The organism is Plantactinospora alkalitolerans (genome assembly GCF_015690345.1).
GTDB classification, from domain to species: domain Bacteria; phylum Actinomycetota; class Actinomycetes; order Mycobacteriales; family Micromonosporaceae; genus Plantactinospora; species Plantactinospora alkalitolerans.
Genome location: NZ_JADPUN010000297.1, coordinates 1 through 12,170, shown reverse-complemented (window position 1 = coordinate 12,170; position 12,170 = coordinate 1). Strand labels below are relative to the sequence as shown.

Genomic DNA, 12,170 nt, shown 5'->3' with positions numbered 1-12,170 from the left:
GGTGCCGGGCGGACCGGGTCAGGTGTCCGGTGCGGCGATGCCGCCCGCACGGCCGGTCGATCCCCGTCGCGAGCTGGAGTTGGCCCGGCAGGCGGCCGACGGTGCCGACGTCATGATCGTGCAGGCGGAGACGATGGCGCAGCAGGCACCGCTGCTGCCCTCGATGTCGCCGCTGGCTCGGGCGATGTCCGTCTACTTCGGCTGTGCCGGCGTCCTCGCGGTCATCATCTGGATCCTGCTCACCGTCTCCGAGGTGCAGACGCTCAACGGTGGTGACCGGAACGCCATCGCCGTCTTCTCGTGGAGCTGCGCCGGCCTGCCGACGATGCTGTTCTTCGTCGGGTACTTCGTGCTCAGCGTCTGGGGCAAGCCCCGGATCATCGTCGGCCGTCCGGCCCGGTACGCCCGGCTCGGCTTCCTGATCTGCTTCCTCGCCTCGCCGATCGCCTTCTTCGCGTACTACCTGGTCCTGATGTGATGCCTGGCGGCGCCGGGCTCGGCGCCGCTCAGGATGTCGGTGATGGTGTCGACGCGGGCCAGGAAGCGGTCCTTCGTGTCGAGGTAGGCGATATCCGCGGACACACGCCGGCTCACGATGTGGGATTCATCTTCATGGGTGGCTGAGACTGATGTGGACGGTTGCCGAACTTCGCCGGTTCTCCTCGATCAATTGGTAGGTGAACCGGTCAGTCTGGCCGTGGCCGGGTGCCGGGCGGTAGAGGACTCGCCGGTCGGAGAGCACCTGGACGGTGCCGTAACGGGGCGCGGTGGTGATGACGATGTCGGCGTGGCGGCTGGCGAAGTCGTTGGCGAGTACGTCGATCGCGACACCTTTGCCGCCGGCCACGGAGATCTGGTCGGTGTTCGCGTCCGGTGCTCTGGTTAGGAGAAAGCCGCCTGCCGGGCCGGTGTTTATGAAGTAGCTGACCTCGCCGGTGCCACGCCTGATGGTGCGTGCGTCGGGATAACGGTTGCCATCGGCGTTGACCACCCGCGCGGCCCAGGCGGCACGGCCAGTAGCGTCATGTTCCAGATAGCGGGTGGTGCCGTCCTGCCGGATCTCCACCACACCGTTGCCGCCGTCCGTGCAGCCTCTGGTGTAGGCGAGCAGGACGCTTTCGACGTTGTCGGCGTTCCAGTCGGCGATCTGGACCGTCGGGGTGTCGGCGGAGCAGAACGCCACCGGGCCGGGTATCACCCGAGATCCGTCGATGATGTAGCTGAGCAGGCCGCCGGGGCCTATGCCGTACGGGCTCTCCCGGCCATCGAGGCTGAACGAGCCCTTGCCGAGGAAGACCGGGCGGTTGATCGTTGAGGTGAAGTACGCCGAAGGGGTGAAGGTTGGTGGCTGCAGGACCAGCCGGTTGAAGGTCAGGCTGGCCGGCGGGCCCTGGGACCAGCCGAGCCACAGCTCGTCGGCCGGATCGTCGTCCACGTTGACCGCGGTGCCCAGGTCAGGGCAGTTTGGAGCGCCACCACCATCGGGGGTGAGGTAGACGTTCACCACCGGAGGCAGATACACGCCGGACGCTGAGCCGTACCGGGTGACCGTGGAGCAGAGGTTCGGCGTGACGGATCCGAGTACTGCCTCGTCCTGGCGGCCGTCGGCGTTGAAGTCACCAATAATTGGATCTCCACGCCCACTTGCATGCGCCGGTATTGCTGGACCGACAGTCGTCACTGTCGCGGCCATCACGATCACTGCCACACATCTACGCCACATAACCGCTCCCGAAATGTTAGCAACGTCTGGTTCTCTCGACGCTAAGCGAGACCTCGTCGCATCCCTTGCTACTGCCAGTTACATGACATGTACACAGTGTGCATATGGTGAACCGCGTGGGGGTTTGTATGGTGTCCGAACGACACGCGCATCGATGAACTGCCATGGGCTCCGGTTGGCGAGCGTCGGAGACGGCGGCGAGCGAGGTAACGGCGGTGGACGTGACACCGTCCGGGCGCGCCCGCGGGCTGGGGCGGCGCATCCGCTGCGGGCTCGGTCTGCACCAGCATCGCTTGCGGTCGGCCGACGAGGTCGCCGATCCGGCGGCGGAGGTCAAGCATCGGACGCGCCGGGTGTACGCGCAGGATCTGCCCTCCGGGGAGCCCTCGACGGACGTGATCGCACGGTTCGACAAGCCGAACTGCGATTGCGTGCAACTCTGCGAGGACTGTGGCGACACGATCTGGGTGTCGACCGAACACGACTGGGACAGTCCCCGCTGGGGTGACATCTGCCGTCGGTGCGGTGAGAAATGGGTCGGCGACGAGGCATAGCGCCTCAAGTTGTCCGCGCTGGCGTGATCGCTGTGGCGGTAGTCGCGGGCGCACAACCGCAGTCCTTCGGGCATCGCATCGAGCCGCTGCCCGAGGTTGGTCAGGTCGTCCTGCCACCAATGCAGGAGATTCCCGAGCGCCTGACCCGTCAGCCAGCCGGTCAACTCCCGAGCTGCCTGGGTCGTCTCCGGCTCCACATCGGTCAGCTCACGGTGCAGGCCATCTCGCAGATCGGCCGCGACCCGGGCCTTCGCCTCGAGCACCGCCGGATCCACCCGCACTTCCGTAGGCATCGACATGCCTCCCCGTACCGGAAGGTAGCAGGAGTGCCACGGCGGGTGGGTGCCCGATGTCGCGCCGGGGATCAGTCGCCGGACGGTTCCGGGGCGGGTACGTCCGGGGCGTAGAACGCCGTCGTGTTCGCGACCATCGTCGCCACCGCGTCCGGGGACTCGCCGCCGGCCACCGAGGCCGCGCCCCAGGCGTTGCTGCTGAGCGTCGAGAACTCCCGGGCCTCCTTCGACTGCTCCCACGCGCTGGGGTCGTCGATGCCCTCGCCGGCCAGGTACAGGCCGAGGGCGAGCAGGGCGAGGTCCCAGCCGACGCCGACCGCGCCGGGGCCGTACTCGGTCCACCGCTCGGGGTCGCTGATCGCGATGTGTTCGAGTTCGAAGACGGTGGACTTCTCGTCGTCGGGACCGCTGCCGGGCGACAGCCGTACCTCGACCTCGCTGAAGCCGCCCTCGACGGCCGGGCCGAAGACCCAGGTCACTCTGAGCCGGCGGGGCGGCTCGCAGGCGATGATCTCGCCGCCGGCGTTGCCCTCGGTCTGGTACCGGCCGCCGAGCCGGAAGTCGCCGCTGACTGGCAGGAACCAGCGGGGCAGCCGCTCGGGGTTGGTGACGGCGTCCCAGAGGTCTTCGACGGAGGTGTCGTAGGTCCTTCGCAGCAGGACGGTCCGGGCCTCGCCGGCCGGGGTGTCGGTCCGGCCGACCACCCGGTGGGTCGCATTGATCTCGTCGACGATGTCCACCATCACTCCCTCGTCCTGGTTTCCTGGCAGGTTCATCCTGGTCTTCCGGGCGGAACGGGTGGCAGCGTATCAGGAGCAACTTATATAAGCTAACTCCGGGCATTAATCGGAGTGGTCGAACCCGGCAACTCCGCACGGTCGGCTTTCCGGCGCGCTCGGGGTCGCCTTTCCGACCGGGCCGGGGCGGATCGAGGATCGCGCGCGGCCGGCGCCGACGATACGTTCGCCGCACCGAGCGGCCGAAGCGACACCGGCCCGACGACCATCGCCCCGCGGTCGGCCGCACCTGTCGTCCAGGGAGCCGCCATGGCCGCGCACAGCAGCCTTCCCAGCGCCGTACGGAATGCCGTCCGGCGGCTCCGTCCGATTCTCGGGGACCGGCTCGTGACGACCTCCGACCCGGGGTACGAGTCGACGCGCCGGCTCTGGAACGCCGCCGTCACCACCCGACCGGCGGTGATCGCCCGCTGCCTCGACGCCGACGACGTACGCACGGTCGTCCGTACCGCCCGGGACTGCGGTGTGCCGCTCTCGGTACGCGCCGGTGGGCACGACTGGGCCGGTCGGGCGTTGCGTCCCGGTGGACTGGCCCTCGACCTGACCGGGATGAACCAGGTGACCGTCGCCCGGGACAGCGCGACCGCGATCGTGGCGGGCGGGGCGACCGCAGCAGACCTGCTGGCCGCCGCCCAGCCGTACGGGCTGGTGACCGCGACCGGCGTGGTCCGGGCGGTCGGGATGGCCGGTCTCACCATGGCCGGCGGATACGGCCCGCTCTGTGGCCGGTACGGGCTCGCCCTGGACAACCTGCTCGGCGCCGAACTGGTACTCGCCGACGGGCAGCAGGTCACGGCGAGCCCCGACGACGACGCGGAACTGTACTGGGCACTGCGGGGCGGTGGCGGCAACTTCGGCGTCGTCACCAGTCTGCGGTACCGGCTGCACCCGTTGCGCACCGTGCTGGCCGGGATGATCCTGTTTCCGGTCGAGCAGGCCCGGAGCGTGCTGGCCAGCTACCGGAATTTCCTGCCCCGCTGCCCCGACGAGCTGACCGTGATGGCCGGCTTCCTACCCGGTCCGCAGGGACAGCCGGTGCTGTTCCTCGCGCCGAGCTGGAGCGGCCGGGACCTCGGCGCGGGGGAGCGGGCGGTTGCCCGGCTGGTGGCCTTCGGTCGGCCGGTCACGGCCCAGGTCGGGCCGATGCCGTACGGCGACGCGCTCGGGATGTTCGACGGCGGAATGCTGCCCGGCAACCAGTATCTGCTCCGTACCCGGTGGTTGGCGGACCTGTCCGAACCGGCCGTCGAGGTACTGCTCGACGCGGCGACGGAGGCCAGTTCGCCGTACTCGGCGCTGGCCGTACACCATTTCCACGGCGCGGCGACCCGGGTCGGCCGGACCGAGACCGCGTTCGGGCTGCGCCACGACCATCTGCTGGTGGAGGTCATCGCGGTCTGGCCGCCGGGCGAGCCGGTCGCGGCGCACCGGCACTGGGCGGACCGCTGCTCGGCCCGGCTCGCCCCGTTCGCGTTGCCCGGCGGGTATCCGAACCTGCTCGCGCCGGACGAACCCGAGCGGATCCGGCTCGCCTACGGCCCGAACTATCCCCGGCTGCTGGCCGCGAAGCGCCGGTACGACCCGGACAACGTCTTCGGCTCCGCCGTGCCGACCCTGCCCCGGATCAGCGGACCCCGAGCGAGAACTCGGTCGATTGGCTGACGCCCTGGTAGCTCACCGTGGCGGTGACGGTGGCGACGCCGCGCGAGCCGGTGCGGATGATCCCGGCCGGGTCCACCGACACCACCCCGGGCCGGTTGCTGTGGTACTTGACGGTGCTGCCGGCCGGCAGCGGGATGCTGGCGCCCTCGGCGCGGTAGCCGTACCGGGTGTCGTCGCTCATCGCGACCGTGAGCCTCGGCGACACGACCGTGTTCGGCGGGTACAGCGTCGGCGCGGTCGCGGTGACGACCGACAGCTCCGGCCGCAGGCTGCCACCGACGAGAACCCTGGCCTGCCGCCGAGGGTCGGCGTCCGCGCTGGACCTGCCGACCTGGAGGAGGTACGGACCCTGGTCGACGACGTACCGGCCGAGTTGGTCGTCGAAGAAGGCGAGGTCGGGAAGCTCGACGGTGAAGGCGACCCGCCTCGTCTGCTTCGGCCGCAGCGAGATCTTCTGGAAGCCGGCCAACCGCTTGTCGGGGCGCTGCCGGGCGGCCGGCGCGGTGGGCGTACCCGCGTAGAGCTGGACCACCTCGGACCCGGCGACCGATCCGGTGTTGGTGACGTCGACGCTGACCCGGACGCTGCCGTTGGCGTCGACCTGCTGCCGGTCGACCACCGGCCGGGAGTACGCGAAGCCGGTGTAGCCGAGGCCGTGTCCGAACGGGTACGAGACGTCGCCGTCGAAGTACATGTACGTCCGGCCGGGGCGGGACGCGTCGCCCCGGATGCCGTAGTCGTCGATCGGCGGAAGCTGACCGGCGTCCCGGTACCAGGTGAACGGCAGCCGCCCGCTGGGATTACGCGCCCCGAGCAGCACATCGGCCAGTGCCTCGCCCTTGCGTTGCCCGTTGTACGAACTCCAGAGCAGCGCCGGCACGGCGGCCTCGAAGTCGGCGACGTCGACCTGTCCGGCGGTCTCCAGGTAGACGACGGTGTTCGGGTTCCGGGCCGCGACCTGGCTGATCAGGGACGCCTGTGCGCCGGGCAGGGCCAGCGAGTCGCGGTCCACCTCTTCGCGGGAGTGTCGGTCGTCGGTGCCGGCGTACACGATGACCGCGTCGTAGGAGGAGGCGGCGGCCACCGACGCCGGGTCGACCTCGGCCAGCGTGCCCGGGGTGACGCCGGGCAGGTGGTCGACGGCGGCGCCGGGGTTGATCGCCTGGATCGCCGCCCGGACCCCGGCGTAGCCGTTGACCTCGTTGGCCTGCCCGGCGCCGGCCTGGATGCTGGAGTAGCCGCCGAGGTACATGCTCGGCGGGTTGGCGTAGTGCCCGATCACCACGACCCGGTACGCCCCGGTGGCCGGAACCCGCAGCGGCAGCAGCGGCGGCGATGCGTTCCGGCCACCGCGCCCGCTCCGGTCACCGTGCCTGTTCCGGGTGACCTCGTTCTTCAACAGCACGATGCTCTCCGCGCCGACCTCGCGGGCCAGGGCGAGCCGATCCCTGGTCTGGGTTCCCGCGCGGTTGGCGGCCGAATTCGTCCAGCTGCCGGGCGCGACCCGGCTCCGGGCCGCCGTCACCCACGGCACGTTCTCGGCGGGGTCGAACTCGCCGAGCCGGATCCGCGTGGTCAGCAGCCGGACGAGTGCGGCGTCGACGTGCTCCTCGGTGTACCTGCCGTTCGGGGTCGTGATGCCCCGGGCGACCGCGTCGGGGATCGTGTTGGCGTAGCTCCACTGGTCGTGGAGGCCCTGCTGGCAGTTCAGGTCCTCGCCGGCCGCGTTGGCCCAGGCGTGCCGTTCGACGTGGTCCAGCGGCTCCGGCTGGCCGGGCGGCTGCCAGTGGTGGCCGTGTTCGATCTCCCGGATCGAGTCGCAGTCCGAGGTGAAGAAGCCGGCGAAGCCGAACGTCTGCCGGGCGAGTTCGTCCATCAGGTAACCACTGGCCGAGGCGGGTACCCCGTTGACCCGGTTGTACGAGGTCATGATGGCGGCCGGTGAGCTGCGCCGGACCACCTCGCGGAACTGTGCGGTGTAGTACTCCCGCAGGGTCCGGTCGTCCATGTTCGCCGAGCCGGTGAGCCTGTCGAACTCGCTGTTGTTCGCGGCGTAGTGCTTGAGGGTGGTGCTGGTCTTCAGGTAGCCGCCACTCTCCGGCAGCAGCCGTCCGGCCTGGTTCTTGCCCTCCATCCCGTTCACGAACTGGGCCGCCAGCGCGGCGGTGAGCAGCGGGTCCTCGCTGAACGCCTCGTCGCCCCGGCCCCAGCGGGGATCGCGGGCGAGGTTGACGGTGGGGGAGTAGAAGTTCAGGTCGAGCCGGTTGTCCCGGACGACCTCGCGGGCCTCGTCGGAGATCTGCGTCGCCTCCCGGTGGACCAGCTCGGGATTCCAGGTCGCGCCGAGCGAGAGGTCGACCGGATAGGAGGTGGTGTTGGTCAGGGTGGGCGGGTTGGCGTCGGGCAGGATGCCCTCCCGGGCGACGCCGTGCGCGGCCTCGTTCCACCAGCCGTACGCCGGGATGCCGAGCCGGGGCAGTGCCGCCGACTGGCTGCTGACCATCTGTGCGGCCTTCTCCGTCAGGGTCATCCGGGAGACCAGGTCGACCGCCCGTTCCCGTGGCGAGTACGACCGGTCCAGGTAGATGGCCCCCTCGTCGCCGCTGGTTCCGGTCGGCGGCTCCGCCGGCTCCGCCCCACACCCGCCGCCGGTGACCAGTACGACGGCCACCACCGTCGCCGCCCAGGCACGCGCTCGCATCCCGTTACCCCGTCCGTCGGCACGGTGCACCCCGGGCGAAGGTAGGACCCATATCCATGATCGTCAAGGATGGATTCCGTTGCCGTGTATGTGTGCGACAGTGCCGCCGCGTGGTACCGGTCGGCACCACGCGGCGACGAGAAACCGAACCGGTCAGACTCCCAGCGCGCGGAGTCGGGGTAGGCCGGACAGGGCTTCGGGACGGCTGGTGTTACGGGTGGCGGCGTTCTCCGCCTGGGCGCGGACGGGTTCGGCCGGGGCGGTGACCCACCCGGACTGGCCCCAGTCGCCGTTGTAGGCGGTGCACTCCCACCACTTCTCGCGCGGGTAACCCGGTTCCTTGTTCCCCTTCTTCACGCAGTTCGTCGGGGTGAGCTTGGCGACGACCGCCTCGTAGCTGCGGATCTGGTCCTGGATGACCAGGTTGATGCCGTTGGGAAGGCCGGCGCGACCACGGGCGGCGATCACGATCGCGAACAGCGAGGGCAGTACGTGGCCGATGTTGTCGACCGCCTGTGGGGTCTGGACGGCGTTGACGTACGCCGTCGCCAGCGTCGCGCAGCCCGTCGCGTTCTGCGCCCAGATCTGCCGCACCGTGTTCGACATGTTCTCGATGTCGGCGAACTCGATGGTGTGCTGCCGGGCGCAGGCCTGTACGTCGGCCGCCGCGATCGCGTCGGTGTGCGCGATGATGTCGTTCTTCGCGGCCTCGACGGCGGCGACGATCTGCTGGACGGCCGCCTTCAGCGCGGCGTCCTCGGAGCCGCCGCCGGAGAGCAGGTGCCCGGCGACCGCGACCACGAGGCTGACCCAGTCGAACGCCATCGCCTGCATCCCGTCGGCGCGCGGTGCCGCCTGGGCCGGTGTGGCGGGTACCGCGGTGACGGTGACCGCGACGGCCAGGGTGGCGGCTACCAGGGTGTTGCGCAGTCGTTTCCTCATGTTGCCCTCCTACTGTCCCTGTCCGGCGAGGATGCGTCTGGCCGCCGACCAACTGGAGTTCCTGGCGGCTTCGAGCTTGAGGTTGTCCAGGTTGACCGGCCCGCTGTGCCAGGTGTCGCCGACCTTGTGGTCGACGGCCACGGCCTTCTCGCCGTTGGCCGCCTCGCACTCGTGCCGGACGTAGATCCGCCCGGGGATGGGCTCGGGGTCGCTGATCCGGGTGCACCTCGGCTCAAGGTCCGCCACGATCCGCTGGTTGAGCTGGCGGTACGCGAGGTCGTCCTCGTCGAGCCCGTTGGTCCAGCCGATGTCGGTGCGTACGGCCAGCAGGATCGGATAGAGCACCTGCGCGCCGAGGCCGATCTGGTCCTTGGCCTTCCGCCCGACCGCCCCGTACTTGTAGTTCGCGTTCTCCGCGTATTGGCCGACCTGCATGGCGAACACTTCGACGGTGATCTCGTTGTCCCGGATGTACTCGTAGTTGAGCATGTCCTTGCGGGCCCTGCTGGCGTGCGAGAGCACCTCTCTCGCCTCGAGGCCGTCGATGTGATCCTTCACCTCGTTCTCCAGATCGCCGAGCGCTCCGGTTACGATCCGGACGAATTCGACGATCTGTTCCGGGGTCGCGCTGCCGGACCGGTAGATGTTCCAACCGATCAGGGCGGCGTCCACGATGGAATCACTGATGCCGTCGGCGTTGGCCTGGGCCGGTTGTGCCGGCCCGGTCAGTAGCATCGCGAGTGCGACGGCCGGAGCCGCGATGCCACATAGACGTTTCCTCCACATGGCCGACAGTTTCTCGGCACCGTACGGTGTGCGTCTTCGTCAGTGGTGCGTAAGCGCGCGGTGGCGTTTGTCAATTCGCGTAGTGGTGCCCGGCGAGGGTCCGGGCTACCGTCGCACCGATCAGCCGGGGGTGTTCCGGGCCGAGGCCAGGAACTGCTTCGTCGCCGGGCGACGTAGCAGGAGCATCGCCGCGATCAGGCAGAGCGAGTCTCCGACCGACAGCGGATTCCACGGATCGTCCTCGCCGGGCGTGCTGAGCAGCACAGCCAGCATCGTCAGCAGCACATCGGTCAGCACCATGATGACCGTGACGCCGATCGCGACCCGGAGCACCAGGTAACGCCCGAACGACCCGAAGCGTGGAAGGCGCCAGATCAGCCAGGCCGGCAGGAGGTAGAAGAGGCCCAGCGTGGCCATCGACAGCAGCGCCAACTGCCACCACCGCGCACCGCCGACCGGGCCGGTCACGAACCGGTCCGCGACGGTGAGGAGGCCGGCGGCCACGAACAACCCGGCTGCCTGGCCGACCTGCGGCGGGCGGGTCGAGGGCGGGGTGGGGATGAGGTCCATCGCGGTGGACGGTATCCCGGCCCGCCGCATCGTGTCACGGAGCAGAGTCGACTTTCGCCCGGCCCGCCGCAGGCGTGGGCCGGTCGGCGAGGTGGCGATCGACAGGCGCGGCGTGGGCCGTTCGGCGAGCGGCCCCGAAGGCTGGTGCTGTGGTCGTTGCCCGACGAGGGGTTCCCGGTGGCTCGACGAGTTCCCGGAAACCCCTCCGCCGCGCGCCTACTGGGTCAGTTCGGCCACCTGGTCGGCGGTGAGCCGGCCCCGGGACTCGTCCGGTTCGGCCGCCGCGACGGTGCCGCGTGCGGACCGGGCGCCGGCCGCCGGAGCCGGCGGGTCCGCCGGGCGGCGCCAGTGCCAGTCGGTGACCTCCTGGTACGCGGCCACCACCGACAACAGCCGGTCCTCGGCGTACGGCAGGCCGCCGAGGATCGTGCCGATCGGTACGCCCGCGGTGCTGAACCCGATCGGGAAGGCGATCTCCGGCAGGCCGAGGATGTCGAACGGCACCGGACTCGTCTGCACCACCACGTCGCAGGCGTCGAAGAGCTGGTCGAGCACCCGCTCCAGGAACAGCAGCTTGGCCCGCTGCCCGGTGAGGAACTCGTTGCCGCCGAGCAGCGCGCCCTGCAACCAGCTCGTCACCGCGACCCCGAAGCCGCGCAGGTCGGTCCGGAGGTACGGCATGAACGGCTCGCTGCGTTCCGGCAGCCGGATGTTGTTGAAGGTGTTCCCGCCGAGCAGGTCCCACTCGTCCGGCAGCGGTACGTCGACGAGTGTGGCGCCGGAGATCGCGGCCAGCTCGGCCAGGAACGCCTGCCGGGCCAGCGCGGTCGCCGAGGTGCCGGTGGCGTACCCGGGCAGTACGCCGATCCGGGTTCCCCAGCGCAGCCTGACCCGCTTGCCGGCGTACACCGGTGTGGCCGCCTCGATCAGTCGGGGCACGGCGGGCAGGCCCTGGCTGCGCGGGTCTGCGGGATCCTCGCCGGCCATCGCGGTCAGCATGATCGCGGCGTCCCTGGCGTCCCGGGCCAGCGGTCCGGGGTGGTCCCGGGTGTAGCTGAGCGGGATGATCCCGTTCAACGAGACCCGGCCCATGGTCGGCTTGATCCCGGTCAGGTTCTGCGCGTTGGACGGCGCGGTGATCGAGCCGCCGGTCTGGGTACCGGTACCGGCGGTGGCCATCCGGCCGGCGACCGCGGTGGCGGTGCCGGTCGACGAGCCGCCCGGATCGGTGCCGGGGTTGGTCGGGGTCCAGGCGTTGACCGTGGTGATCACGCCGGCCGGGGTGGTGGCCCGGGTGGTCGCCAATGGACCCATCTGGGTCTTGCCGAGCACGATCGCGCCGCCGGCCCTGAGCCGGGCCACCGCCGTCGCGTCGAACGGCGGGACGAAGTCCTGGAACAGGTACGAGTTGGCGGTGGTCGGGACGCCCGCCGTGTAGTAGTTGTCCTTGATCGCCAGCGGGATGCCGTGCAGGGCGCCGGTGTGCGTCCGGCGGGTGGCGGCCCGGGCCGTGGCGAGCGCCGCGTCGGCCAGCACCAGGTTGAACGCCTGGTACGTCCCGTCGTAACTGCCGATCCGGGCCAGGTACGCCTCGACGAGCTGTTCCGGGCTGAGCTTGCCGGCGCGGATCAGCCAGGCGGCCTCGGCGATGGTCAACTCGGTCGGGTCGGCCAGCGCCTCGGGCCGGGGCCGGCGGTACGCCTCGGGCCGGTCCAGGGCCCGGTTCGGCCTTCCGGGGTCGCCGTGCCCGCCGTGGCTGACGGTGCCGCCGTGCCCGCCAGGGCTACCGGGGCCGATGGGGCTGGCGGGGCTGATGGTGACGGGACCGTGTGCACCGGCCGGGCCCGGAAGTGCGATGGCGGTACCGACGGTGCCGGCGGCGGCGAGCGCGGCGGCGCGGGCCAGGAACGCCCGCCGGTCGACCGTCCGGTCCACTGGTTCGAAGGTGTCCACGGGTTCGGAGGTGGAGGTCACGACTGCCGCCATTTCGTGCTGATCGAGGGATACAGCATCGGTGCCGCCTGCTGGGAGAGCGCCTTCGCCACCTCCGGATCGGTGCCGGCGGGGGCGGGCAGCTGGTACGCGGCGAGCGCGCCCACGGTGCCCCGGACGAAGGAGCGCAGCGAGGCGAGGACGGAGTCC

General features: G+C 70.5%; 11 protein-coding genes. 3 read left to right on the top strand and 8 right to left on the bottom strand.

The genetic code is table 11. The features are described from left to right. Positions 1-478: hypothetical protein (locus I0C86_RS33670; RefSeq protein WP_230395222.1), on the top strand; the 478-nt coding region annotated here is incomplete at its 5' end. On the opposite strand, the gene I0C86_RS44655 is transcribed toward I0C86_RS33670, so the two are convergent. Both I0C86_RS44655 and I0C86_RS33665 read right to left on the bottom strand, forming a co-directional pair. Continuing rightward, positions 460-594, bottom strand: a complete 135-nt coding sequence (locus I0C86_RS44655; RefSeq protein ID WP_255527895.1) for a hypothetical protein — start codon at positions 592-594, stop codon at positions 460-462. The genes I0C86_RS33670 and I0C86_RS44655 overlap by 19 nt on opposite strands. Before the next feature lie 16 nt (positions 595-610). Beyond that, complete coding sequence (locus I0C86_RS33665) at positions 611-1,522, bottom strand: Ig-like domain-containing protein (protein ID WP_196205345.1); 912 nt, start codon at positions 1,520-1,522, stop codon at positions 611-613. A 416-nt stretch (positions 1,523-1,938) separates the two neighbouring features. Between I0C86_RS33665 and I0C86_RS33660 the strand changes: the two genes are divergently transcribed. Next, positions 1,939-2,277 (top strand): hypothetical protein, encoded by a 339-nt coding sequence (locus I0C86_RS33660; protein WP_196205344.1) that lies wholly within the window; start codon positions 1,939-1,941, stop codon positions 2,275-2,277. Between the two features lie 364 nt (positions 2,278-2,641). On the opposite strand, the gene I0C86_RS33655 is transcribed toward I0C86_RS33660, so the two are convergent. Then, positions 2,642-3,346 (bottom strand): SRPBCC family protein, encoded by a 705-nt coding sequence (locus I0C86_RS33655; RefSeq protein ID WP_230395221.1) that lies wholly within the window; start codon positions 3,344-3,346, stop codon positions 2,642-2,644. 270 nt (positions 3,347-3,616) lie between these two features. Between I0C86_RS33655 and I0C86_RS33650 the strand changes: the two genes are divergently transcribed. Next, positions 3,617-5,029 (top strand): FAD-binding oxidoreductase, encoded by a 1,413-nt coding sequence (locus I0C86_RS33650; RefSeq protein ID WP_196205343.1) that lies wholly within the window; start codon positions 3,617-3,619, stop codon positions 5,027-5,029. Here the strand turns inward: I0C86_RS33650 and I0C86_RS33645 are convergent. The 5 genes from I0C86_RS33645 to I0C86_RS33625 form a co-directional block, all read right to left on the bottom strand. Next, the gene (locus I0C86_RS33645) at positions 4,992-7,730 is read right to left on the bottom strand and encodes a glycoside hydrolase family 3 C-terminal domain-containing protein (protein ID WP_196205342.1); all 2,739 of its coding nucleotides are present in this window, start codon (positions 7,728-7,730) and stop codon (positions 4,992-4,994) included. The two genes, I0C86_RS33650 and I0C86_RS33645, sit on opposite strands and share 38 nt — an antisense overlap. Before the next feature lie 153 nt (positions 7,731-7,883). Beyond that, positions 7,884-8,672, bottom strand: coding sequence for a hypothetical protein (locus I0C86_RS33640; RefSeq protein ID WP_196205341.1), 789 nt, complete (start codon positions 8,670-8,672; stop codon positions 7,884-7,886). A gap of 9 nt (positions 8,673-8,681) precedes the next feature. Beyond that, the gene (locus I0C86_RS33635; protein ID WP_196205340.1) at positions 8,682-9,458 is read right to left on the bottom strand and encodes a hypothetical protein; all 777 of its coding nucleotides are present in this window, start codon (positions 9,456-9,458) and stop codon (positions 8,682-8,684) included. Positions 9,459-9,578: 120 nt separating this feature from the next. After that, positions 9,579-10,028 (bottom strand): hypothetical protein, encoded by a 450-nt coding sequence (locus tag I0C86_RS33630; RefSeq protein ID WP_196205339.1) that lies wholly within the window; start codon positions 10,026-10,028, stop codon positions 9,579-9,581. 216 nt (positions 10,029-10,244) lie between these two features. Then, positions 10,245-12,002, bottom strand: coding sequence for an amidase (locus I0C86_RS33625; RefSeq protein WP_323373997.1), 1,758 nt, complete (start codon positions 12,000-12,002; stop codon positions 10,245-10,247). Between the last annotated feature and the right edge of the window lie 168 nt (positions 12,003-12,170).

Coding starts and splice junctions, on each gene's coding strand:
- I0C86_RS33655 (WP_230395221.1), bottom strand. CDS start 3,346: ATGAACCTGCCAGGAAACCAGGACGAGGGAGTGATGGTGGACATCGTC.
- I0C86_RS33650 (WP_196205343.1), top strand. CDS start 3,617: ATGGCCGCGCACAGCAGCCTTCCCAGCGCCGTACGGAATGCCGTCCGG.
- I0C86_RS33645 (WP_196205342.1), bottom strand. CDS start 7,730: ATGCGAGCGCGTGCCTGGGCGGCGACGGTGGTGGCCGTCGTACTGGTC.
- I0C86_RS33640 (WP_196205341.1), bottom strand. CDS start 8,672: ATGAGGAAACGACTGCGCAACACCCTGGTAGCCGCCACCCTGGCCGTC.
- I0C86_RS33635 (WP_196205340.1), bottom strand. CDS start 9,458: ATGTGGAGGAAACGTCTATGTGGCATCGCGGCTCCGGCCGTCGCACTC.
- I0C86_RS33630 (WP_196205339.1), bottom strand. CDS start 10,028: ATGGACCTCATCCCCACCCCGCCCTCGACCCGCCCGCCGCAGGTCGGC.